Annotated in this window: 19 protein-coding genes; 9 read left to right on the top strand and 10 right to left on the bottom strand. The window is 39.3% G+C overall.

Going from position 1 to position 23,378, the window contains the following annotated elements:
• Positions 1 to 396: 396 nt before the first annotated feature.
• From MSG95_RS13655 to dxs, 3 genes are all read right to left on the bottom strand, one after another.
• The gene (locus MSG95_RS13655; RefSeq protein WP_077165168.1) at positions 397 to 2,262 is read right to left on the bottom strand and encodes a DEAD/DEAH box helicase; all 1,866 of its coding nucleotides are present in this window, start codon (positions 2,260 to 2,262) and stop codon (positions 397 to 399) included.
• Between the two features lie 410 nt (positions 2,263 to 2,672).
• Positions 2,673 to 3,503 (bottom strand): inositol monophosphatase family protein, encoded by an 831-nt coding sequence (locus tag MSG95_RS13650; protein WP_019457801.1) that lies wholly within the window; start codon positions 3,501 to 3,503, stop codon positions 2,673 to 2,675.
• 121 nt (positions 3,504 to 3,624) lie between these two features.
• Positions 3,625 to 5,529 (bottom strand): 1-deoxy-D-xylulose-5-phosphate synthase, encoded by a 1,905-nt coding sequence (gene dxs, locus MSG95_RS13645; protein WP_068932467.1) that lies wholly within the window; start codon positions 5,527 to 5,529, stop codon positions 3,625 to 3,627.
• Between the two features lie 303 nt (positions 5,530 to 5,832).
• On the opposite strand from dxs, the gene ribA reads away from it, so the two are divergent.
• The 3 genes from ribA (at position 5,833) to aroE (ending at position 8,481) form a co-directional block, all read left to right on the top strand.
• Complete coding sequence (gene ribA / locus MSG95_RS13640; protein WP_001121170.1) at positions 5,833 to 6,435, top strand: GTP cyclohydrolase II; 603 nt, start codon at positions 5,833 to 5,835, stop codon at positions 6,433 to 6,435.
• 127 nt (positions 6,436 to 6,562) lie between these two features.
• Positions 6,563 to 7,513: an oxygen-dependent coproporphyrinogen oxidase gene (gene hemF / locus MSG95_RS13635; protein WP_077165167.1), complete on the top strand. Its 951-nt coding sequence runs from the start codon at positions 6,563 to 6,565 to the stop codon at positions 7,511 to 7,513.
• A gap of 179 nt (positions 7,514 to 7,692) precedes the next feature.
• Complete coding sequence (aroE, locus tag MSG95_RS13630) at positions 7,693 to 8,481, top strand: shikimate dehydrogenase (RefSeq protein ID WP_077165166.1); 789 nt, start codon at positions 7,693 to 7,695, stop codon at positions 8,479 to 8,481.
• 46 nt (positions 8,482 to 8,527) lie between these two features.
• Here the strand turns inward: aroE and MSG95_RS13625 are convergent, their stop codons facing one another.
• A complete protein-coding gene (locus tag MSG95_RS13625) occupies positions 8,528 to 10,876 on the bottom strand; it encodes a hypothetical protein (protein ID WP_077165165.1) in 2,349 nt (782 codons plus the stop codon).
• 256 nt (positions 10,877 to 11,132) lie between these two features.
• On the opposite strand from MSG95_RS13625, the gene MSG95_RS13620 reads away from it, so the two are divergent.
• Positions 11,133 to 12,956: an acyl-CoA dehydrogenase C-terminal domain-containing protein gene (locus MSG95_RS13620; RefSeq protein WP_004705328.1), complete on the top strand. Its 1,824-nt coding sequence runs from the start codon at positions 11,133 to 11,135 to the stop codon at positions 12,954 to 12,956.
• A gap of 71 nt (positions 12,957 to 13,027) precedes the next feature.
• Here MSG95_RS13620 and MSG95_RS13615 read toward each other — a convergent pair whose 3' ends face one another.
• The gene (locus MSG95_RS13615) at positions 13,028 to 13,687 is read right to left on the bottom strand and encodes a hypothetical protein (protein ID WP_171262300.1); all 660 of its coding nucleotides are present in this window, start codon (positions 13,685 to 13,687) and stop codon (positions 13,028 to 13,030) included.
• Positions 13,688 to 13,928: 241 nt separating this feature from the next.
• Here MSG95_RS13615 and MSG95_RS13610 point away from each other — a divergent pair, with 241 nt between their 5' ends.
• Complete coding sequence (locus MSG95_RS13610) at positions 13,929 to 14,183, top strand: PspC domain-containing protein (RefSeq protein WP_019457808.1); 255 nt, start codon at positions 13,929 to 13,931, stop codon at positions 14,181 to 14,183.
• A gap of 68 nt (positions 14,184 to 14,251) precedes the next feature.
• Here MSG95_RS13610 and MSG95_RS13605 read toward each other — a convergent pair whose 3' ends face one another.
• The 4 genes from MSG95_RS13605 to MSG95_RS13590 form a co-directional block, all read right to left on the bottom strand.
• Positions 14,252 to 15,352: an HPP family protein gene (locus MSG95_RS13605; protein ID WP_039253547.1), complete on the bottom strand. Its 1,101-nt coding sequence runs from the start codon at positions 15,350 to 15,352 to the stop codon at positions 14,252 to 14,254.
• A 132-nt stretch (positions 15,353 to 15,484) separates the two neighbouring features.
• Positions 15,485 to 16,282 (bottom strand): TIGR03915 family putative DNA repair protein, encoded by a 798-nt coding sequence (locus MSG95_RS13600; protein WP_077165164.1) that lies wholly within the window; start codon positions 16,280 to 16,282, stop codon positions 15,485 to 15,487.
• A gap of 2 nt (positions 16,283 to 16,284) precedes the next feature.
• Entirely contained in the window at positions 16,285 to 17,547 is a 1,263-nt protein-coding gene (locus MSG95_RS13595) for a putative DNA modification/repair radical SAM protein (protein ID WP_014207773.1), read from the bottom strand.
• 109 nt (positions 17,548 to 17,656) lie between these two features.
• Positions 17,657 to 18,073, bottom strand: a complete 417-nt coding sequence (locus tag MSG95_RS13590; protein ID WP_077165163.1) for a lysozyme inhibitor LprI family protein — start codon at positions 18,071 to 18,073, stop codon at positions 17,657 to 17,659.
• Between the two features lie 29 nt (positions 18,074 to 18,102).
• Between MSG95_RS13590 and MSG95_RS13585 the strand changes: the two genes are divergently transcribed.
• The 3 genes from MSG95_RS13585 (at position 18,103) to glyS (ending at position 21,664) form a co-directional block, all read left to right on the top strand.
• Positions 18,103 to 18,528, top strand: a complete 426-nt coding sequence (locus MSG95_RS13585; RefSeq protein ID WP_077165162.1) for a hypothetical protein — start codon at positions 18,103 to 18,105, stop codon at positions 18,526 to 18,528.
• Positions 18,529 to 18,617: 89 nt separating this feature from the next.
• The gene (gene glyQ / locus MSG95_RS13580) at positions 18,618 to 19,595 is read left to right on the top strand and encodes a glycine--tRNA ligase subunit alpha (protein WP_077165161.1); all 978 of its coding nucleotides are present in this window, start codon (positions 18,618 to 18,620) and stop codon (positions 19,593 to 19,595) included.
• A complete protein-coding gene (glyS, locus tag MSG95_RS13575) occupies positions 19,595 to 21,664 on the top strand; it encodes a glycine--tRNA ligase subunit beta (RefSeq protein ID WP_324624831.1) in 2,070 nt (689 codons plus the stop codon). Before glyQ ends, glyS begins: the two co-directional genes overlap by 1 nt.
• A 52-nt stretch (positions 21,665 to 21,716) precedes the next feature.
• Here glyS and MSG95_RS13570 read toward each other — a convergent pair whose 3' ends face one another.
• Positions 21,717 to 22,001 (bottom strand): YciI family protein, encoded by a 285-nt coding sequence (locus MSG95_RS13570; RefSeq protein WP_077165159.1) that lies wholly within the window; start codon positions 21,999 to 22,001, stop codon positions 21,717 to 21,719.
• Positions 22,002 to 22,219: 218 nt separating this feature from the next.
• Here MSG95_RS13570 and MSG95_RS13565 point away from each other — a divergent pair, with 218 nt between their 5' ends.
• Entirely contained in the window at positions 22,220 to 23,257 is a 1,038-nt protein-coding gene (locus tag MSG95_RS13565) for a S41 family peptidase (RefSeq protein ID WP_324624830.1), read from the top strand.
• Positions 23,258 to 23,378 lie beyond the last annotated feature (121 nt).

Here is a 23,378-nt window from a genome sequence, read left to right as displayed (position 1 = left end):
TCATTCCTGCACTTTTATGCCCGCATACTATAACACTGAATTTTGGGAATCTTGTTGTAATTTTGACAAAAGCAAAGACAACTAAACGTATAAATATAGGTTAGTTTTTGAAGGGAATTTACTGATTGAGCACTTGGAACTGATCTACAAAATGGCCTGTTAACAAAGCATAGGCAAAGTAAATCCCATTGCACAAAGCAAGTACAATAAAAAGATATGGCAACCCATGTTGAAGTAATAATTTACTCAACCATGTCAAAGATGCCCTTTTTCGATTACTTTTACGCATTATTACAATTAAACTTGAACTGCTTCACACTTTATTATTTTATAGCAAAACTGAAAAATAAAAAAGGCCAGTTTGTTAACTGGCCTTTTTTTAAATCTTTTTAAAGATTAACGGTCGAATTTACGACGTGGTTTGTCATCAAAACTACGACGTGGACGATCTTCACCACCGAAGCTACGCTTTGGACGATCTTCACCACCAAACGATGGACGTTCACCACGAGGTTTATCATCAAAGCTACGACGTGGCTTATCATTAAAACCACCTTCGCGACGTGGACGATCTGAGTTGAACTCACGACGTGGACGATCTTCGCCACCAAATGACGGACGCTCACCACGTGGCTTGTCATCAAAACTACGGCGTGGACGATCTTCACCACCGAAGCTACGTTTTGGACGATCACCAAAACCGCTTTCACGACGTGGTTTATAGTCTACACGGTTACCACGGTTGTCATCATTCAAGTCAAAACGCGGTTTATCATTGAAACCACCTTCACGACGTGGGCGATCAGAGTTGAACTCGCGACGTGGACGGTCTTCAAAACCACCTTCACGGCGTGGACGATCTGAATTGAACTCACGACGCGGACGATCTTCGCCACCAAATGGACGATCACCACGTGGCTTGTCATCAAAGCTACGACGTGGACGGTCATCACGACCACCTTCACGACGTTTGAAGTTGCTTTCGCCTTCAAAACGACGACCACCGCCAAAACCGCCACCACGACGACCATCACGGCCACCGCCATTGCCGCCACGACCACGACCACCACCATCACGACCTGAACGAGCAGGAGGTGGAGATGGCTCTAAGCCTTCAATTTCAGAAACGCTTAAACGAGCTTCTAAGTATTCTTCAAGTGCACGAATCTTACCGCGTTCACGATAAGTCGCTAAAGTAATCGCTTGACCTGTACGACCAGCACGACCTGTACGACCAATACGGTGTACGTAGTCTTCGTGCTTCATCGGAAGACCAAAGTTAATTACGTGAGAAATAGTTGGTACGTCAAGACCACGAGCAGCAACGTCAGTTGCAACTAATATCTTCGCACGACCTTCACGGATACTACGTAAACGACGGTTACGCACTGTTTGTGGCATCGCACCGTGAAGTGCAACAACTGAATGACCTGCTTCTGCAAGTTCTTCAGCCAACATATCAGTGTCTTCTTGAGTGCTTGCAAAAACCACAGCTTGATCTAAGTTTTCATCACTTAACCAATGAGTAAGTAATTTTTTCTTATGCTCAAAGCCATCAGTCCAATGCAATGTTTGCGTAATATCTGTATTGGTTGAATGACCAGTTTCAATTGCGATACGCATTGGATCTTTCATCATGCATGCTGCAAGACGAATAATACGATCAGCAAATGTTGCAGAGAACATTAATGTTTGTTTACGGTTAGCCGCTAATTCGCTAATTGCTTCTAAGTCTTCAGAGAAGCCTAGGTCAAGCATACGGTCCGCTTCATCAACAATTAAAGCATCTACTTGGTCTAATTTAATTTGACGACGGTTTACCAAGTCAAGTAAACGACCCGGTGTTGCAACAACAACTTGCGCGCCTTTTAACTGTTGAATTTGTTTAGCAAATGGCATACCACCCATAATTGCAGCAATACGAACACCTTTCATGTGACGTACAAATGCAATTGCATCTTGGCTTACTTGTTGTGCTAATTCACGAGTAGGAGAAATAACCAAAATATTTGGTTGAGTTACTGCTTTCATGCGTTCTTTGAACGGAACGAAAGTTTCTTGACTAGCCAAGTTATTTAATGTCGGCAATAAGAAAGCTGCAGTTTTACCAGAACCAGTCTGGCTAGAAACTAAAAGGTCTTTACCTTCTAAAGCTGCAGGAATAGATTGTTCTTGCACAGGAGTCGGGGTAGTAAAACCTAAACCTTCAAGCGCTTGTTGTAAGGTTTCATGCAAAGAAAATTCGGCAAAAGTTTTGCTCATAGAGAGTTTCACCCTAATGGGTGCTCCATTTTTAATAAGTACAAAATAGACATCGGCACAAAGCGGCAAAGCAAAATTAGCTGAACCTTATTATTCAGCGGCAATCCGAGTAACGACGATGTGGATTAAACGCACGCTTGATTACGGCCGAACCTGAAGAATCGCTGAGCGATCGGGGCGCAAGAAATGGTCCTCTCTATGGACAGCGTGCGCTTACAATGAATAGAACAGAATGTTCAGGTAATGAACGGAAATTTAAGTGCGTGGGCGGATTATAGCAGAAAGAATTTAAAAGTCATGTGTTTTAATCAACTTTCTCGTTATTTCTATTATTATTTGTATTTTACCGATCATTAAAAAGTTAAAACCCTCTATAAAAAGAGGGTCTTAACAGAAAAACCATTTCTAAATTATTTTGCAGCTTTGTCCCAAGCAGGAACAACAGTTTGCATTAATGGCTTTAACATTTTAAGTGAACATGCGATCACTTGACCATTTTCAAGTGAATCATTGCCACCACGAGCATCAACAACTACACCGCCCGCTTCTTTAATAATAAGCTCACCAGCAGCGATGTCCCATGGTTTTAAACCAAGTTCAAAGAAACCATCGAAACGACCAGCAGCAACATAAGCCAAGTCTAGAGCAGCTGAACCACCACGACGGATTTGAGCACCCGCTTGAGTCACTGCTAATAATGATGCGAAATGTTGTTCTGCATAAGATACGATCTCACCAGCACGTTTAGCGCGGTAAGGATGGCCTACTGCCAAGAATGTATTTTCTAAGCTATCTTTTACATTTACACGAATACGGCGTTGATTCATAACCGCACCGCGACCGCGACTTGCAGAGAACAATTCGTCACGCACTGGGTCGTAAATTACGCCGTGCTGAGTAACGCCTTTATGTTGAACTGCAATAGAAATACAGAAATGAGGGAAACCATTAATAAAGTTTTGCGTGCCATCAAGCGGGTCAATGACCCAGCACCAGTCTGCATCGTGGCCTTTGCCTTCTTGCATACCAAACTCTTCACCTAAGAAGCTATGGTTTTTATAACTTTTACGTAATGTATCAATCGTTAATTGTTCCAAATAACGATCTACACGTGTTACCGGGCCATCAATGCCTTTCTCTTCAACTTGCAAATCGAGTTTATGACGATTTTGATGCGCTTTTAAAAGCTCTTGACCAACTGTTTGAGCCGCACGCGCAGCCATAACCACCATAGGTTCCATTGAACACCCACTACAATACAAATTTGAAGATTTTGACAAAGAATAATGCATAAAAGCGCATACATTTTAGCAAATGAATGCGCTTTATGGGAAAAAATGTTTCAAATTTTTTGTGAAAGGCTTAAACGACCTGATTTTGCTTAAGCCAAGCTCTCTCAATTGAGTTCAAAATACCTTTCGTATCTAGACCACAATCTTGCAGCATTTGATTATGTGAAGCCTGATGCAAGAAAGAGTCTGGCAAACCTAAGTTAATGATAGGTTTAACAATTTGTTCTTGTGCCATAAACTCATTCACTGCACTGCCTGCACCACCCATAATCGCATGCTCTTCAACTGTTACGAATAAATGAGTATGCTCAGCCAAGTCTCGAATGATTTGTTCATCAAGCGGTTTTACAAAGCGCATGTTTACCACACGCACACCAACATCATGTTTTTGTGCAAGTTGCTCACCAGCTTCTATAGCAACCATGACACGGCTACCAAACGCTAGAATTGTAATTTGCTCATCATTGTTTGCATTAATTTCTGCAACAATTTCAGCTTTACCTAATTCAAGAACCGTCATTTCTTTTTGAATTTCGACACCAACACCAGCACCACGTGGATAACGTACAGCGGCTGGGCCATTGTAGACATAAGCAGTATGAAGCATTTGACGACATTCATTTTCGTCTTTTGGCGCCATGATCACCATATTCGGGACAGTACGCATATAAGCATAGTCATAAGCACCAGCATGAGTTGGGCCGTCTTCACCCACTAAACCTGCACGGTCGATTCCGAAAGTTACATCAAGATTTTGTAAAGCAACATCATGAATAAGCTGATCGTAACCGCGCTGTAAGAATGTTGAATAAATTGCAACAACAGGTTTGAGCCCTTCGCAAGCCATACCAGCCGCAAGTGTTACAGCATGCTGCTCTGCAATGGCAACATCAAAGAAACGCTGTGGAAATTGCTTGGCAAATTTAACCATGCCTGAGCCTTCACACATCGCAGGTGTGATCGCAAGCAGACGTTCATCTTGAGCAGCTTCATCACACAACCACTCACCAAATACATCGGAATACTTTGGTGGAGTTTTGCCACCTGAGGTAGCATTTATTTTACCAATCGCATGGTAAGTGATCGGGTCTGCTTCAGCAGGAGCAAATCCTTTTCCTTTCTTGGTATAAACGTGTACTAAACGCGGTCCTTTACGTTTTTTGAGCGCGTTAAAAACTTGAGCTAATTGAGTAACATCATGCCCATCAAATGGACCAAAATAGTCAAAACCAATTGCTTTAAATAAATTATCTGCTGCATCGGTTGCTGATTGGTGTAAGCGAGAGTTATAAGTCCATTTTGGGTGTGGCTGAATGTAAGCCTCACCATGTTCATCTACATTGACTAAATGACCCTTTTCCCAAATTGCAGCTAAATGCTTAGCGAAGCCACCGGTACTGCAAGAAATTGACATGTCATTGTCATTAAGGACAACAATCAAGTCAGCATCATGTGCAACAGCATCATTCATCGCTTCAAAAGCCATGCCCGCAGTCATTGCCCCATCACCCACAATACACACCACTTCACATGGGTCATTTTGATAGCGACGTGCAAGTGACATGCCCAAGCCGGCAGAAATAGCTGTCGATGAGTGCCCCACTCCGAAAGTATCAAAAACTGATTCTTCTCTGGCAGGGAAAGCTGCTAAACCATTTTTTGAACGGATAGTGGTAATTTGTTCACGACGTCCAGTCAGGATTTTATGTGGGTATGCTTGATGTCCCACATCCCAAACTAAACGGTCATTTGGTGTATTAAAGCAATAATGCAGCGCAACCGTCAGCTCAACCACGCCGAGGTTAGCACCGAAATGGCCACCACTCTGGCCTGCTGCATATAAAATATATTGACGCAACTCATCAGCCACTTGAACCAGTTGGCTATGCTCGAGCTGACGTAATTGTTGAGGATGATCAATTGCATCTAACAATGGCGTAACAGGGCGTTGAGTTGGAATTTCGGTATACAACATATGTGGCAAAGCCTTTATAAGCCTGGCAAATCCTAAGCTGGGTCAAAATGGGTCGATCATACAATCGAATGAAGTCACCTTCAATCAGCCACATTTGCGAACGAGATCATGCAAAGCAGTCTCTCATACATTATGGGTATGGTTGGCAGATTATCCTGAATAATCTGACTATTTATCAACTATTATCGTCTTCTTTATACAAAAAAGAAAACCTTAGTGTGCAAAATGATTATGACAATTCGACCAATCTCCCAGCATTACGCTATACTTTAAACCGTTTTCGGTTAAAAGATGAGTTAATCTGTGCCTATAGAGTTCATTGCAACATCAAAACTCCCGACCGCTTTTGGTGAATTCAATATTTCTGTGTTTCAAGATCCCGCAACAGGTGAAGAACATGTGGCACTTTCTAAAGGGTTAGAAAATCCGCCAACAGGCCCTGTTTTAGTCCGTGTACATTCTGAATGCTTAACAGGTGATGCTTTTGCGTCATTGAAATGTGATTGTGGTCCACAATTGCAAGCGACTCAAAAACTCATCAATGAAGCAGGACAAGGCGTAATTTTATATTTACGCCAAGAAGGTCGTGGAATTGGTTTAACCAATAAAATTCGTGCTTATGCCCTACAAGATCAGGGACACGATACAGTAGATGCCAATTTACTACTGAATTTACCTGCCGATGCACGTCGTTACGATATGTGTAGCATTATGCTCGACCACTTAAAAGTAAAAGAAGTGAAGTTAATTACCAATAATCCTTTGAAAATTCAGGCACTCAAAGATCAAGGTATTAACGTTGTAGACCGTGTACCGTTAACCGTAGGTCGTAATCCTTTTAATGAACAATATTTAAAAACCAAACGTGAAAGAATGGATCACCTTTATCAAAAAGATGATTTTTGATTTCAAGTCTATAGTTTAAAAACAATGTTTAAGGGATTTTTTCAAGATTTAGAAAAAATCCCTTACTTTTTTTATGGTTTTATGTTTTGATGTATTTAATTTATATCAATCATCTTTGAGGGTCATTATGCAACATCCGACTTCCACAGATATTCAACGTGTCCGCGAATTTCTCCTCGATTTACAAGCTCGTATTTGCGCTGGTTTAGAACAACAAGAAAAAGCTGGCGGTGGTAAGGCAGAATTTATTATTGATGATTGGGAACGCCCAGAAGGTGGCGGCGGTCGTTCACGTGTGCTGCAAAATGGTACAGTGATCGAAAAAGGCGGCGTGATGTTTTCTCACATCAACATTAGCAAACTTCCTGCTTCTGCAACAGAACGTCACCCTCAAATTGCAGGTGCTAAAGCTCAAGCACTTGGTGTTTCTTTAGTTATTCATCCTAAAAACCCAAATATTCCAACCTCTCACGCAAATGTCCGTTTATTCGTTGCAGAACGTGAAGGACAAGATCCGATTTGGTGGTTTGGTGGTGGTTTTGACTTAACGCCATTTTATCCAGATGACCAAGATGTTTTAAATTGGCATCAAGCTGCTTATGACCTATGTAAACCTTTTGGCGACAATGTTTACAACGAACACAAGCAATGGTGTGATGACTACTTTTATTTAAAGCATCGCGACGAACAGCGCGGTGTCGGTGGTTTATTTTTTGATGACTTAAATTGCTGGGATTTCGAAACTTGCTTTAAATATATTCAAGCTGTAGGCAACGGTTATTTAAATGCCATTTTGCCAATTTTCGAAAAACACCGTGAACAGCCGTATACCGAAGCTCAACGAGAATTTCAGCTTTATCGCCGCGGTAGATATGTTGAATATAACTTGGTTTATGACCGTGGTACGTTGTTTGGATTACAAACAGGTGGCCGTATTGAGTCTATTTTAGTGAGCTTGCCTAACTTAGCTGCATGGTCATATCGTCCTGAGTGGGATGAAGACTCACCAGAGAAGCGTTTAACTGACTATTACTTAAAACCGCGTGATTGGTTAGGTCTAAAAGAAAAAGTCGCTTAATTTTTTTGTTTTGGGGATTCTTTGGCTTCCACCCTAAAGAATCTCCTTTTTTATTTTTCAAGGTTTCTGACACCCTCCTAATATTTTTTCTTGTGCCAATTTGACTTATAGTGAGGCCTGCTGAATATTCAGTATAGGCTTTATCTGCTTCACGCCATTTTAAAATTTTGGATACAAGAATGACCAAACAGTTTGCAGTAATTGGCAACCCGATCGAACAATCACGCTCTCCTGAATTGCATCATGCTTTCGCTAAAAAAACAGGTGTTGATCTAGACTATCAAAAACGACTGGCCCCTCTCGATGGCTTTGAATCAAGCATGCGCGGCTTCTTTGCAGAAGGCGGAAGTGGTATGAACGTTACCGTTCCGTTTAAAGAGCAAGCTTTTGCTTTATGTGATGTGTTAACCGAGCGCGCCCAAATTGCTAAAGCTGTAAATACGTTATGGATAGAAAATGGCAAATTGCATGGTGACAATACTGACGGTCAAGGCTTAGTTGCCGCAATTCAAGCATTAGAATGGAACCTTGATAATACAACTATTTTAATTTTAGGGGCTGGTGGTGCAACTCGTGGTGTTATTTATCCGCTTGTACAAGCTGGCGCTAAAAAAATCGTTATTGCAAATCGAACTCTGACTCGTGCAGAGCAACTCGTAGATGACTTAAAAACAGCAGTTCCGCAAGCTCAATTACAAGCTATTTCTCTAAATGACTTAGAAGGGAATTTTGATATTGTAGTTAATGCGACTTCTGCAAGCCTTTCAGGCGATGCTTTACAATTACCTGAAAAATTACAATTCAAACATGCTTACGAAATGGCTTACGGCAAACCTTCTAATTTCCTAGATCAAGCGAAACAACGCAATGTGCCTTATGCAGAAGGTTTTGGCATGTTAGTAGGCCAAGCGATTGAAGCTTTTTATATCTGGAATGGTGTAAGGCCAGACTTAAAAGATTTCTTATAAACAAAAAAAAACCTACATCAAGTAGGTTCTTTTTTTATCTCATTTACTATTTTTTAGCAGCGACCATTTGCTTATAAACATCTCGGAAAATTTCATAATCAATAAATTCATTATGTTCAGGTTTTAACTTCTGAATTGTTTTTTCCGTAAGCTGTTGTTTACGAGCGGCCACATAAACGTTTCCTAAAATATCAGCGGTTTCTGATAACAAATGTTTTTCTTCAGCAGAAACACCGTTTTGTTTTTCAAACTCTAACTGATACTGTTTTGAGAAAAGTTGGGCTGGTTGCTTATATTGCTTCTGTAATTTCTGCCAAGCTTCACGCCCTGCTTTACCTTGCATGGTCTCTATTACAATATGATCTACAGCACGACCTAACTCATGGTCAAACTGCTCATCTTGCTCAAGATGATGCTTTTTCTGTAAAGCTGTAATGCGCTCTAAGGCCTTTCCTTGAGGATTATAGGTATCTTCTTCTGAGAACCAGTAAGCATAAACCTCAGCAATTTCTTGTAGCTGTTGAACAGAGTAATACTTAATATATGACGGTTTTTCAGCAGTCAATTTGGCAATAAATACTGCTTTATAAGTTTTGTCATAGGCATGCGTTGCGTCATAGGTTTTATCTGCAAGTACAGCCAGATTTGCATCTAGATCTTGTACGTCACTATGCGTGCCCACTGGATGCTCTAACACATCACCTTGACCGAGTTTGTCACCAAAACCTTTAATAAAGTTTTCTAGCATAGAACCTTTACTTGCTTCAGCTACAGATTTGGCTTGTTTAAGCTGCTGTTGATCAATTGAGGTCGCTTTACCGTAGTTTAAAATTTGCATATCAGCTTTAATATTGAAGCTATGTTTAAACTCGGCTGGCGTATAAGCAACATCATAAGCCATGTTCACTGCACGGCCTTTGTCATCTAAAGCCACATCAATCGTGATTGGATTTCTTTGCTTCGGTAAAGCTTGCTCAATCTCAGCTTTATGTTTTAACCATAAAGCTTTGAAAGCTTCATCATTGATAAACTGGTTTTGGTTATAAGCTTCAAACGTTTGTTTTAAAGCGTCTCGGCGAGACTTAGTTTGAACTTTTTCAGCACTTGCAGCGCTCTGGTCTAGCACATCAATGCCATAAACTTGGCAATAATTAATATCACCTAAAGCAACAGGTTTCTTCAGTGTTTTTAATTCAATACATTGATCTTCAGTGAGAGTTACAACCTCTTCAGCTTGTGCATCTTGTACACCATCTGCAGCAGCTTCTTCACTGGCATCTTCGTCTTCAGAAGCCGATGTATCTGCAGCTTCAGGAGCTTGCGCCGGCGCACTTAAATTATCTTCACCTTCATCATCTGATGAAAGAGCGCCATCAAAGTGTGCGTTGATTAAACTATATAGTTCCTGACTTACAGCAGCAGCGTCATCGGAAGAAACTTTTTGTTCTTCCTTATTAGTTGCTCCTTTTTTTGCTTCAGAAGCAGCAAGCTCAGTTGCTACCTTTTCTGCCATCTTTTCATTATCGAAGCCTAAAACACTTTTTTGAAGGTATTTATCATTGACCTGACCATACAGCTCAACTTCTAAAAGCAACTCTTCAATCGTAGTTTTCAAACGAATTTTATCAACAGCCCCAGCCTTACGATCAGTATCTGTCAGAGATACACGTTGTAAGTTTTGCGGGTCAGCCAACCGATATGACACTGCACTAGAAGCTTTAAGATATTCAACAAACTTCTTCATATCGACATTTTTAAAGAAGTCTTTGTATTTTGAAAAATCAATGTAAGTTAAATTGTTTTGATTTTCTTTATTGACTAAATACGGCATTAAACCGAAGTAATTTACATAAAACTTATAATTTTCTAAATCAAGCACCATTGGCAATTTTGCCTGAACCAATAGCGTTGGCTTTTCATATCTGGCAGTTAGGTTAAATGAACCCATTTTTTGACGATAATGAATTGAGCCGTCATAGCTAAATTGAAGATCATTTAATAAATTAATTAATACGGCATTTACTTTGTCAGAACGTGCCGATGAGGTCAATCCCAAATCACCTTGTTCATTTGCAATAGCCGCATAGAGGGTTTGTTTCTGTGCTTTACTTAAGCCAACCTTTTGCTCACGTAGATACTGATCGACTTTCTTTTGTAATTCAGCATCAAGCTTAGGTGTATTTTCAGCTTTTGAATTTTGCTTTATTTGTGATGGATCAACCGTAATTTTAAAGTTTCCGCGATAATCATAACTTGGATATTCATACATCGCGTTAACGCTTTGAATAGCTTTTTGCTCTAAATTCGCAGATGCCAATTGCGGACGCACACTGTGTTGCGCACACGCCGTCAAGCCCAAACTAAATAAACATAAACTGAGATATTTTAAATGCATAACCTTTTTTAAAACCTTATCGCTTTATCTTTTCAGCAAAACTTGCTAAAAATAAAAAATTAGTTGTTTTTTCACATAAAAGTATAAGACCTGACTTTATCAGAAAATATAATTTACGGTGTATTTATTTTCGACAAAATTCGCTTTTCTGACATTCTTTTCGGGTGTGATTAACATTGTATTTTTATCATGCGAGTGAATAATCAAATCATCGATTGAGATAATCCCACAATGATTCAAAATTAGGATTAAAGCCATGCCAGCATATAAAGCTCCCCTACACGATATCCGCTTCTTAATGAATGAAGTACTAGATTATCCTGCTCACTATAAAACTTTATCAAATGGTGAAAGTGCAGATCCAGATACTGTAGATATGATTCTTGAAGGTGCGGCAGATTATTGTGAAAACGTACTGTCACCACTTAACCAATCTGGCGATGAAGAAGGTTGCCATTTTGACAACGGCGAAGTAAAAACGCCAAAAGGTTTTAAAGAAGCTTATGACCAGTTCGTAATGGGTGGCTGGCAAGGACTTTCTTATCCTGAAGAATTTGGTGGTCAAGGCCTGCCAATGTCTCTAAACCTGATTAAATCAGAGATGATGGGTACTGCAAACTGGTCATTTACCATGTACCCAGGTTTAAGTTCAGGTTGTATGAACACGATTTTGCAATTCGGTACAGATGAGCAAAAACAAACATATATGCCTAAACTTGTTGAAGGTACATGGAGCGGCACAATGTGCTTAACCGAACCTCAATGTGGTACAGACTTAGGCCAAGTAAAAACTAAAGCTGAACCTCAAGCAGATGGTACTTACAAACTCACAGGTACAAAAATCTTTATTTCTGCGGGTGAACACGATTTAACTGAAAACATTATTCACATCGTACTTGCTCGCCTTCCAGATGCGCCAGCAGGTACACGTGGTATTTCTTTGTTTATCGTACCTAAATTCATGCCTACAGCAGATGGCGGTGTGGGTGAACGTAATACGGTAACTTGTGGTTCAATCGAACACAAAATGGGTATTCGTGCTTCTGCAACGGCTGTACTCAACTTTGACAATGCAACAGGTTATCTAATTGGTGAAGTAAACAAAGGTTTACATGCAATGTTTACCTTTATGAACACAGCACGTATTGGTACTGCAGTTCAAGGTATTGCACATGCTGAGTTATCTTTCCAAGGTGCTCTTCCATATGCTAAAGACCGTATGTCTATGCGTGCGCTTTCTGGTAAGAAAGATCCAGATAAAGTTGCTGATGCAATCATTCACCACGCAGACGTACGCCGTATGCTTTTAACTCAAAAAGCAATCGCTGAAGGCGGTCGTGCAATGATTTACTACGCTGCGCAAATCGCTGACAAAATGACAGATGCGTTAACACGTGGTGATCAAGCTGCTTTTGAAGACTACGATGACAAACTTGGTTTCTATACACCGATCTTAAAAGGTTTCTTAACTGAACTTGGTTTAGAAGCAGCCAACCACGGTATGCAAGTTTACGGTGGTCATGGTTATATTAAAGAATGGGGTATGGAGCAAATCGCACGTGATGCACGTATTGCGACCCTATACGAAGGAACAACTGGTGTTCAAGCACTCGACTTAATTGGTCGTAAAGTGTTGTTAAGTTCAAAAGGTAAAGTAGTACGTGAATACACTGCTGAAATCTTAAAATTCTGTGCTGCTCACGCACGTAATAAATACTTACGTCGTTTTGCTTGGGACTTAACTAAGCTTTGTGCTCAGTGGAATACTTTAACAGTTCGTATCATGCTTGCTGCACGTAAAGACCGCGACATCGTGTCTTCTGCTTCTGTAGATTTCTTAATGTTCTCAGGCTATGTCATGATGGCTTACTTCTGGGCTCAACAAGCTGTGATTGCTTCTGAAAAATTAGAAGCTGGCAACGGTCAAGAAACCCCTGAGTTCTATAAAGCAAAAATTAAAGTTGCTGATTTCTACTTCGACCGTTTATTGCCACGTGCACAAGGTCATGCAGAATCGATGGTAACTACATCTCGAACACTTACTTCATTACCAGTTGAACACTTTAGCTTCGACTACTAATGATTTGTAAATACTAAAATTAAAAGAGCGCAATTTATATTGCGCTCTTTTTTATTATATTAAAATTAACTTTATTCTTTTTTAAGGATATAAGCTTTTTTAGGAACAAAATAATTTTGCTCTAGAAACTCACGATTTTTACCATAATCACTATAAAAGAGTTTTTCTAAATTTACCGATAAAATTCTTTCTGAATCAATATTAAAGTAGAAATTCACATCTGATGCTGGGCAATGAATAATTAAATTACGTTCTACATTATCTACTTTCCACGTTAAGTTAGGACACAATTGATTTACAACCGCACTTTTAGCACCATCTTTAGTACCTATACGTCCGTAATGAATTACATTCCAGTAGGCAGAACCATCGGCTAGTAAATTTAAAATATATTCGGCTTCTCCGTTCTCACAATCAGCAAAAGCATCTGTACAAGATATGCGAGTATGATAACGTCCAACATACTGTAATGATGAGGCTGACAATTTCTGTAAGTGGCCTTGTGAATTATTTGGTAGAAAAGTCCGACCAGCCGCAGCATCTAAAGTTGTTACTGCCGAATTATTTTTTATAGCGTCATTTTCATGCTTTGAAGCTGTCGTGGATACGCTGGAATGATCTTTCGATTCCGCATGGTTTATATCGCAGGCAGTTAACCCTATGCCTAGGATAATCATTAAACCTAAATGCTTTATTACAAAACCAGACTGCTTCAAAGATATATACATCATTTAAATACGACAGCAATGTTACAAGTTTATCTTTAATCCAAGAACTATTTACCTATATAAATAAGATTTAGCCCTGAAAAAGTGCATTTTAGTTGATGTTTCTTTCATTCCCTTAAATCGTTTACATATTTTAACCATTTTTAGTTTTATTAAGACTTTAACTTGGTAATTCGATCTCCATATCTTTATTAAACAAGTGAATAAATGATTCCTTGTAGTTTATATATTTGAGGAGAATTAGATGGCCAATTCTGGTTTATATCGCTCGAACCGACAAAGCATGATCGCCGGTGTAATGGGCGGTATTGCTGAACGTTTTGGTTGGAACGCAAATTTATTACGCATTATTTTCGTATTGGTTTCGGTAATGAGTGCGGCTTTCCCAGGGATTCTAGTTTATCTCGTTTTATGGTTAGTCATTCCTAAAAGACAGCCTGAACAAGTCCATGGTTATCAACAGCCTGTTCGTACTGTACGAGAAGAACAAGTACATTAAATAACTTAGTTTATTTTGGTCGCTACGGTTGCATCCCCTAATCAACCGTAGCTTTTTTTATTCTAAAATTATAGCTTCCGATTTAACTGTTGCTGTAATGCAGCAATCATATCTGCACGGCTAATCATTCCTATAAGCTTACGATCTTCAACAACAGGAATGTAGTTAAAAGACTTTTCAACAAAGTATGGTACTAAATCTTGAATAGGTTGAGTTGATAGTACAGTAACCACTCGACGACTCATGATCTGCTTTACATAATGCTGCCAAGAGTTTCTTGGATCGGCTGCGCCTTTAAACCACTCGACGACTTCATAGAGCGCTAAAGTTCCTACCAAATGGTTTTCTGCATTGACCACAGGTAAACTCATAAGATTCTGTTGTTTAAACTTATCGAGTGCCTGATGAATATCGTCATTTTCATGTAGTTTAATCACATCACGGCTCATAATATCCTGACAGATATATTGGTTCACCATACGTTCATTGGCATGTTCTTGCGCTTCTAAAATAATTTTTTCTAAGTCGTACTGGCTTATATCTAACAGTTCAGTGTGATGCCCTAATGCATACTCAATATCTTTTGGCTGAATCGATACTTTCTGAGTGGGCGTTGGATCCTTACTTCGCTCATTTAAATGTGCGGTAACAGGATAATGTCGCCCAATCAATCGATTAAAGAAAACAGCAAACCCAAGTAAAAGAAGCGAATTGAGTAAAACTGGATAAAAAATAAAATAAAAGCCTAATTTATGGATGGCTGCACCACCCAGTACAGCCGTAATTGCAACTGCACCACTTGGTGGGTGCAAAGAGTCGGTAGTCATCATTAAAAAGATGGCAAGCCCGACAGCCACACTAAAAGCCGTAGTTAAATCAGGAATCCACTGTGCACAAGCAACGCCAATAATGCCAGCTAAAGTATTGCCAACAATCACATTCCAAGGTTGAGCCAACGGACTAGTTGAAACTGCAAATAAAAGAACAGATGAGGCACCCATAGGCGCGATGTACCAAGCATTAATTCCGCCAAGAACATACCAGCTAATTAAGGAAGAAATTGCTAAACCACATAGTGCTCCAATACCGCAAAGCAATCGCTCTTTTAGTGGTAAAACCTTAAAATTCGGCTTTAAAATCTGTAACCATTCTCGCTGTATAACACTCACAGTACACCTTTGGGGATATGCCGTTATTTATAACGGGCAAAAGTATACGCCCAAAGCCGCATAAAATGCATTTAAATTATATCTTTTAATGTTCAGAGAATTTTTTGAAGTTATTCTTACTATTTTAAAACTTTAATATTCCATCAATTTTTCATTTAAGTAACGCCAGTAACGTTTTGGCAAATACTGCACATGAAGTTTTATATTCTGGCGTTCTGTAATATTTACGCTCTTGAAATAATCTTTCCAAAGTTGATCATACAAAACTTCTTGTTCATCTAGCTCAAGTTGAAAGCTTTGACTCATGCCATTTTTTAAATTACGGTCAACCTCAGAGGCTTCGAGTGAAACTTCATGTATTTCACTTAAATCATAATAAATACCAAACTTACGTTGCTCGTCATAAATGAGCCAACGCTGATCTTGATAACGCCGTTTAAAATGCGGCTGAATAAGCGGTAAAACATTAAAATCAGGACGTACTAAACTTAAAAAAAGCTCATCTTTAGTTTTCTTAAAGCGAATAAAAGCCTCCATTCTATGCTTTTCTCGCCCGATTTTTTTCGTCCACTGTGCAATTGCTAGAACACTTGGGTGCGAGTAATCTTTTTCTACAGACGAATGACTACTAAACACATAAATACAGTAATTAAATAAGTGCTGATAGGCATCTAAAGATTCAGATAAATAAGCAAAATAAAATTGTTTCAACGAAGAGGATGAAAGCTTTTTTTGTAGCGCAGACCACACACGTTCGGCATGTTGCTCGTTATTTACAACCTCAATTTTATCGGCAAATAAGCCATGCTGAGCTGCATCATTCAGACAGAGTTTGACCTGTAATTCTTTAAATTGAAATGCACGAAAAACACAGCTCAGCAGCCCAACCATTGAACCATCAAAATAGTAAGCCACTTCCTCATTAAACATGGCTAAAACCCAAGGCTTAATTGTGGCGAGAGTTGCTGCACATATTTCGAAGAACCCTGCGTTAAAATCTGCTGTCGAATAAAACTTGAAGAAAGTTCTTTTTGGAATTTTGGACTGTCTTCACAGCGAATAAAGAATTTTGCACGCTGGTAGGCCACGCCTAATTTTTTAAGTAAATCGATATGGATTTTTCCAAAGCGGCGAGCCTGCACAATTTTCTTGGCCGATTTCACTCCAATGCCCGGTACACGCAAAATCATTTGGTAATCGGCACGATTTAAATCTACCGGAAACTGTTCAGGATGCCTTAAAGCCCAGCTTAATTTCGGGTCTACATCCAAATCTAAATTTGGATGTTTTTCATTAACGATTTCATTGACTTCAAAACCGTAAAAACGCATCAACCAATCGCTTTGATAAAGCCTATTTTCACGAAGCAACGGCGGTGCAGAACCAACTGCTGGCAAGTAATTATTTTCGGTATTAATTGGAATATAGCCAGAGAAATAGACACGTTTGAGTTTAAATTCCTTATAGTGCTTGTCTGCCATAAACAAGACATCTTGGTCTGACTCTTGATGTGCTCCCACTACCATTTGGGTGGTCTGCCCTGCTGGTACATATTTCGGTACATGCTTAATGATTTGGCGTTCATCTTTAAGCTGAATCAGTCTGTCACGAACCAAACCTAAATCTTTTTGCACTTCCTGATGTGATTTTTCTGGTGCAAAAGTTTTTAGGCCAACCTCGGTCGGCATCTCTAAATTAATACTCATACGGTCAGCATATAAACCTGCTTCATGGATCAGTTCAGGCGATGCTCCCGGAATTGTTTTTAAATGAATATAGCCATTAAAATTTTCTTCAAGACGTAACTTTTTCACGACTTGAAGCATACGCTCCATCGTGTGATCTGCCGATTTAAAAATGCCTGAGCTTAAAAATAACCCTTCAATATAATTACGGCGGTAAAAATTAATAGTTAAGTCTACGACCTCTTGCACCGTAAATGCCGCACGCTGGACATCATTAGAACGGCGTGAAACACAGTAGGCGCAGTCAAAAATACAAACATTACTAAATAGAATTTTTAAGAGAGATACACAGCGGCCATCTTCAGTATAGCTATGGCAAATACCCGAATGGCTGGCATCCCCTAGACCTTTATCTTTGTTTTTACGGTCACTGCCACTTGATGAACAAGACACATCATATTTAGCAGCATCAGCAAGAATCTGTAGTTTTTCTCGAATGCGATCAGACATATCAAACGACTCATTTGTGGCATCGTTTAAAAAATATCATGTCGCATTCTTAAATTTAATCTAGTGAAGTACGGTCAGCGTCATGAGGTGACGTTTAAAATGAACTAGCTTAATTAACGTATTCTTCAAGCTGCTTTACACGCTTTTCATACTCTTGCATAGGGCAATACGAATACATCGGTGAGCCAATGTATGAACCTGCATTATTACATTCCTGATCTACATAGGCTTTCCAGAGGCGCTGAGATTTTAAAATATCTTGGTAACGTTCTGGCTGTTTGTATTCTTCGCTTTGTGCACGAATTTGATCAATCAGAGCAACAATTTTTTCTTCATAAGTCTTTTTAGTTTGTTCAGAACAACTATACACGACCAAATTATTAATACTTTCAAGCTTCATTTCTTTAATAGTCTGGTCTACACATTGGTTGTATTCATCTTGCTCATCAGCATCGGTCTGCGCATATAGCCATGGACTATAAAAAAGGCTGGATAAAACAATAAGTTTGCAGCAAAATTTCAACATAACTTCTTCTCAGTTCTATAATTTTTAATATGCTTCAATATAACAAAAAAACGATTATTCACGCACTTGCGCTTGCACCTATACCATTGCTAAGTTTATCTGCCTTAGGAGTAATGACATTAAATGCTGAGTTCAACCTTTATTCGATTGGAGTTATTTTTCTAGCCCACTTCTTATTTTATTTACTTTTTTATGGCCTTCTGGTTATTCCTTTCACATATGTCATTTCATATTTACTCGCCCGTAAAAATCGTTTAAATCTGATGAGTATTTTCATTAGCGCAACTGCGATCTGGATTTTGATAAGCCCTATTGCACGTTTGTTTTTTGTCGGGTCATTTCCATCTCCTTGGTGGGATATTTATAAGATTTACAGTTTTTATCTCATGATTTTATTTACCGGCTTTTGCTACTGGTTAAGCTTGAAGTGGCTAAGCCGAAAACAAATAGGCTAATCACGTATTCCTTTGATTAAGCCTTTGCCACTCCCCTACAAAATCCTTATACTTAGGGGCAATTTTTCTCATAAATTCGTGGATGCTACATGAGTCGCGCCATCTCGCATATTGATACATTTCAGGGTTTAATTCTTGCCCTACAAAACTACTGGGCCGAACAAGGCTGCGTCGTATTACAACCTTACGACATGGAAATGGGCGCTGGAACATTCCACACCGCAACATTCTTACGCGCTTTAGGGCCTGAAACTTGGAATGCTGCATACGTTCAACCTTCACGTCGTCCAAAAGATGGCCGCTATGGTGAAAACCCAAACCGTTTGCAACACTACTACCAGTTCCAAGTGGTACTTAAGCCAAACCCAGACAACATCCAACAGCTTTATCTTGATTCTTTAAAAGCAATCGGAATTGATACGCTTACTCACGACATCCGTTTCGTAGAAGACAACTGGGAATCTCCAACTCTTGGGGCTTGGGGCTTAGGTTGGGAAGTTTGGCTTAACGGTATGGAAGTAACTCAGTTTACTTACTTCCAACAAGTGGGTGGCGTTGAATGTTACCCAGTAACAGGCGAAATCACTTATGGTTTAGAACGTCTAGCGATGTACCTTCAAGGTTTTGACTCGGTTTATGACCTTGTTTGGACGAAAGGCCAATTCGGTACTGTAACTTACGGCGACGTATTCCATCAAAATGAAGTTGAGCAATCGACTTATAACTTTGAATACGCTCCAGTTGAAAAACTATTTGAACTCTTTGATTTTTACGAGTCAGAAGCAAACCGTTTAATTGAAGCAAAACTTTCTCTTCCTGCTTATGAGCAAGTGGTTAAAGCGTCTCATACCTTTAACTTGCTTGATGCACGTGGCGCAATTTCTGTGACTGAGCGTCAACGTTACATTTTACGTGTACGTACTTTAGCGCGTGCTATTGCACAAAGTTATGTACAAGCACGTGCAGAGCTTGGCTTCCCGATGGCAGAACCACACTTACGTGATGAAGTATTGGCACAGTTAAAAGCACAAGCTGAAAGTGAAGCAGCAAAGGCGGAGAAAAACTAATGAGCAAACATACTGTTTTATTCGAACTTGGCTGTGAAGAGCTTCCACCAAAAAGCTTAAAAAACTTACGTGATGCCCTAAAAGCTGAAACAGAAAAAGGCTTAAAAGATGCAGGTTTAAACTTCGCATCAATTGAAGCTTATGCAGCGCCACGTCGTTTAGCGCTTAAAATTGTAGATATCGATGCTGCTCAGGCAGACACACAAAAGCGTTTTGACGGCCCTGCTGTTCAAGCAGCTTACGATGCAGAAGGCAAACCAACTAAAGCGCTCGAAGGCTTTATGCGTGGTCAAGGTATTACTGTTGATCAGCTTTCTACTTTCCAAGCAGGCAAAGTTGAAAAAGTTTGCTATTTAAAAGATGTGAAAGGTCAAAGCCTTGACGCTTTACTTCCACAGATTTTACAAACTGCTTTAGACAATTTACCAATTGCTAAGCGTATGCGTTCTGCTGCAAGCCGCACCGAATTTGTACGTCCAGTGAAATGGGTTCTCTTACTTAAAGATGACCAAATTGTTGACGCGACTATTCAAGATCATAAAGCGGGTAATGTGACTTATGGTCACCGTTTCCATGCACCTGAAGCTGTGACTTTAGCGCATGCAAATGACTATTTAGCTGCTTTAGAAAAAGCTTACGTCGTTGCAAACTTTGAAAAACGTCAAGCAACTATTCAAGAACAAGTTAAAAAGTTAGCTGATGAAGTGAACGCAACTGCGATTGTTCCAGCTGATTTACTTGACGAAGTAACAAGCCTCGTTGAATGGCCTGTGGCTTTACGTGCAACTTTTGAAGAACGCTACTTAGCTGTTCCTCAAGAAGCTCTTATTACGACAATGCAAGACAACCAGAAGTATTTCTGTTTGATCAATGCGGAAGGCAAATTACAGCCTTACTTTATTACTGTTTCAAACATTGAGTCTAAAGATCCGACTCAAATTATTGAAGGTAACGAAAAAGTTGTTCGTCCTCGTTTGTCTGATGCTGAATTCTTCTTCTTACAAGATCAAAAGCAACCACTTGCATCTCGTAAAGAAAAACTAGCAAACATGGTATTCCAAGCTCAGCTTGGTACGCTTTGGGATAAATCAACACGTATTGCAAAACTTGCTGTTGCATTATCTGCAATCACTGGTGCAAACCCAGCAGATGCTGAAAAAGCTGCATTACTTGCTAAAAGCGACTTAACGTCTGAGCTTGTTGGTGAGTTCCCAGAACTTCAAGGTATTGCGGGTACTTACTACGCGCGTATTGAAGGTGAAAACACTGAAGTTTCAGAAGCTTTAGGTGAGCAATATTTACCAAAATTTGCGGGTGATGTTTTACCTAAAACTAAAACAGGTACAACGATTGCTCTTGCTGACCGTTTAGATACGCTTGTTGGTATTTTCGGTATTGGACAAGCGCCTACAGGTTCTAAAGACCCATTTGCTCTTCGTCGTTCAGCAATTGGTATTTTACGTTTAATCATTGAAAATGAATTAGATGTAACAATTGAAGAGTTAGTAAATCTTGCGCTTCAAGGTTATGGCGATATCGTTAAAGATCACGACAAGACTCGTGCTGATGCTGTTGCATTCTTGGAAGGTCGTTACCGTGCTAAGTACGAAGACCAAGGTGTTGCTGTTGACGTACTTCAAGCTGTTCAAGCACTTGCACCGAAGTCTCCACTTGATTTTGACAAGCGTGTAAATGCTGTAAACCACTTCCGTGCTCTGCCTGAAGCTGCTGCACTTGCTGCTGCAAACAAACGTGTTGCTAACATTCTTGCCAAAGAAGAAACACCTGAAGGTTCTGTAGTTGAAGCGAACTTAGTTGAAGACGCTGAAAAAGCATTATTTGCTGAGCTTCAAGCAGTGACACCTGTGGTTGAACCATTACTTGCAGCAAAAGACTATACTGCTGCACTCTCTAAGCTTGCAGCACTTCGCGCGCCGATTGATGCATTCTTTGATGGTGTAATGGTAATGGCAGATGATGCTGACCTGAAAGCAAACCGTTTACGTTTACTAGCTCAGTTACGTAACTTGTTTACTGCTGTGGCTGATGTGAGTGTGTTGCAGGGTTAATTAGCTCATTATTAAATAAAGGGATCTTTTATAGATCCCTTTATTTTTTACGTTAAACAAATTCTTTAATTTCTTCTAAACTTTTCGATGGCTCAAACCACATAAAATCATAATCGGCCATATCATGAATATAAAACGGATCATTTTTCATGATTTCTTCGGCTTCTTGAACCGAAGAACTTAAAACCAAAATCACCCCACCTACTCTATTTTCGCGGCGCCCCGACGCTAAAAACTTCTTTTGCTCATAGTAATGATCTAAAAACGCAATATGTTCTTTGAGTACAGCATCAACTTCGGCTAATGGTTTTTTATAGGTCAAGGTAACAACAATCATCTCATTCTCTTAAAGCAAGTAGCGCATTACATATGCTTATTCGATAGTACGCCTATTCCCCCAATTCATCCATAATCAGACCACTGAAAATAGGTATATGTCATAAAATACTACTTATAACCACATAATTATAAATTTGGCACAGAATTTGCAAATCTACTTGAAATATATTTGATAAAAATCAACCTATCCATCCTACATTTTGTGATTAAAATAAAATGCCAACCTTATTTTTTTATACACTATTGCCTTTATTTATTTTTTTCTCATTTCTTGGGAAATATGCATACGCTCAACAGCCATCTACAACACTAATAACAAGAGAAGAATGTAAGCAAGATTTAGATTTTATTGCATATTTTTTACTACATAATGATGCTGGAATAAATGCACTCGCATGGAATAATTATCCGTCGTTCATTCAAAAAATTTTAGATACACAAACTAAAAAATCTGTTCAGGCACAAACTGTTCAAGAATGCCTTAATACTATCAAACCTTTTCTCACAAGTATTCGGAAAGGGCATCTTTGGGTAAGTGGTAAAGCGATGATAGAAGACGTCTTTCGTACCCACAAGAATATACAACCGTCTCTAAAAGTTACAACTAAACAGCTATCAAATTTAACCACTTACATTCACATTCCATCATTTGATGAACATATTCGCACACAATTAGAAAATATTATTCAAGAAAATCAGGATAATATTCTCCAAAAACCCTATTTGATTATAGATGTACGTAACAATAATGGTGGCTTTGACTCTGCATTTAAGCCATTACTAATGTTGATGGGTGACACTCGTTACTGGTTACAGTCTCCCCAAATCTATACAACCTCAGCAAACATCCAATCATGGAAGAAAATTGAGAGATTAATTTCTACATCATCAGACAAGAAATTTTTAAGAGATATAATTGAAAAAATGGAGCTTAAGAAATCTGGATGGGTCAATATGTTTGATCAACTAGAGGTATCAGAATTTATACAAGGGTATAAAAATATGACATATCCTAACAAAATAATTGTATTAGTAGGAGAAAACTGTGGCAGCTCATGTGAACAATTTGTTCTGTATGCCCAACAAAATCCAAATGTTACAACAATGGGACAACGAACCTATGGAGCATTAGATGCTTCGAATGTCAGAGAAAAGCAAACGCCTTCAGGGAAAATATTACTTTCTTATGCAACAACCTTTGTATTTCGTCATCGCCAACTAAATATCGATACAGTTGGCATCTCTCCCGATTGATCCTAGCCAAAATAATGGACAGTACTTCCCTCTAAAGATAACGTAACGTTAACTTTGGAGATCCAAGAAATGGCCAAACGTTTTAGTGCTGAATTTAAACAGCAAGCAATTGATTATGCAC

Source organism: Acinetobacter sp. IK23, assembly GCF_035615275.1.
Classification (GTDB): domain Bacteria; phylum Pseudomonadota; class Gammaproteobacteria; order Pseudomonadales; family Moraxellaceae; genus Acinetobacter; species Acinetobacter seifertii.
The sequence above is the reverse complement of the archived record's forward strand: the minus strand, read 5'-3'. Positions and strand labels throughout refer to the sequence as shown.

Excerpts from the sequence above, each read along its gene's own strand:
- MSG95_RS13590 (WP_077165163.1), bottom strand. The coding sequence starts at position 18,073 with ATGTTGAAATTTTGCTGCAAACTTATTGTTTTATCCAGCCTTTTTTAT.
- MSG95_RS13570 (WP_077165159.1), bottom strand. The coding sequence starts at position 22,001 with ATGATTGTTGTTACCTTGACCTATAAAAAACCATTAGCCGAAGTTGAT.
- glyQ (WP_077165161.1), top strand. The coding sequence starts at position 18,618 with ATGAGTCGCGCCATCTCGCATATTGATACATTTCAGGGTTTAATTCTT.
- dxs (WP_068932467.1), bottom strand. The coding sequence starts at position 5,529 with ATGTTGTATACCGAAATTCCAACTCAACGCCCTGTTACGCCATTGTTA.
- MSG95_RS13600 (WP_077165164.1), bottom strand. The coding sequence starts at position 16,282 with ATGTTTAATGAGGAAGTGGCTTACTATTTTGATGGTTCAATGGTTGGG.
- MSG95_RS13595 (WP_014207773.1), bottom strand. The coding sequence starts at position 17,547 with ATGTCTGATCGCATTCGAGAAAAACTACAGATTCTTGCTGATGCTGCT.
- hemF (WP_077165167.1), top strand. The coding sequence starts at position 6,563 with ATGCAACATCCGACTTCCACAGATATTCAACGTGTCCGCGAATTTCTC.
- aroE (WP_077165166.1), top strand. The coding sequence starts at position 7,693 with ATGACCAAACAGTTTGCAGTAATTGGCAACCCGATCGAACAATCACGC.
- MSG95_RS13620 (WP_004705328.1), top strand. The coding sequence starts at position 11,133 with ATGCCAGCATATAAAGCTCCCCTACACGATATCCGCTTCTTAATGAAT.
- MSG95_RS13615 (WP_171262300.1), bottom strand. The coding sequence starts at position 13,687 with ATGATGTATATATCTTTGAAGCAGTCTGGTTTTGTAATAAAGCATTTA.
- MSG95_RS13655 (WP_077165168.1), bottom strand. The coding sequence starts at position 2,262 with ATGAGCAAAACTTTTGCCGAATTTTCTTTGCATGAAACCTTACAACAA.
- MSG95_RS13585 (WP_077165162.1), top strand. The coding sequence starts at position 18,103 with ATGCTTCAATATAACAAAAAAACGATTATTCACGCACTTGCGCTTGCA.
- MSG95_RS13610 (WP_019457808.1), top strand. The coding sequence starts at position 13,929 with ATGGCCAATTCTGGTTTATATCGCTCGAACCGACAAAGCATGATCGCC.
- MSG95_RS13565 (WP_324624830.1), top strand. The coding sequence starts at position 22,220 with ATGCCAACCTTATTTTTTTATACACTATTGCCTTTATTTATTTTTTTC.
- MSG95_RS13625 (WP_077165165.1), bottom strand. The coding sequence starts at position 10,876 with ATGCATTTAAAATATCTCAGTTTATGTTTATTTAGTTTGGGCTTGACG.
- glyS (WP_324624831.1), top strand. The coding sequence starts at position 19,595 with ATGAGCAAACATACTGTTTTATTCGAACTTGGCTGTGAAGAGCTTCCA.
- MSG95_RS13650 (WP_019457801.1), bottom strand. The coding sequence starts at position 3,503 with ATGGAACCTATGGTGGTTATGGCTGCGCGTGCGGCTCAAACAGTTGGT.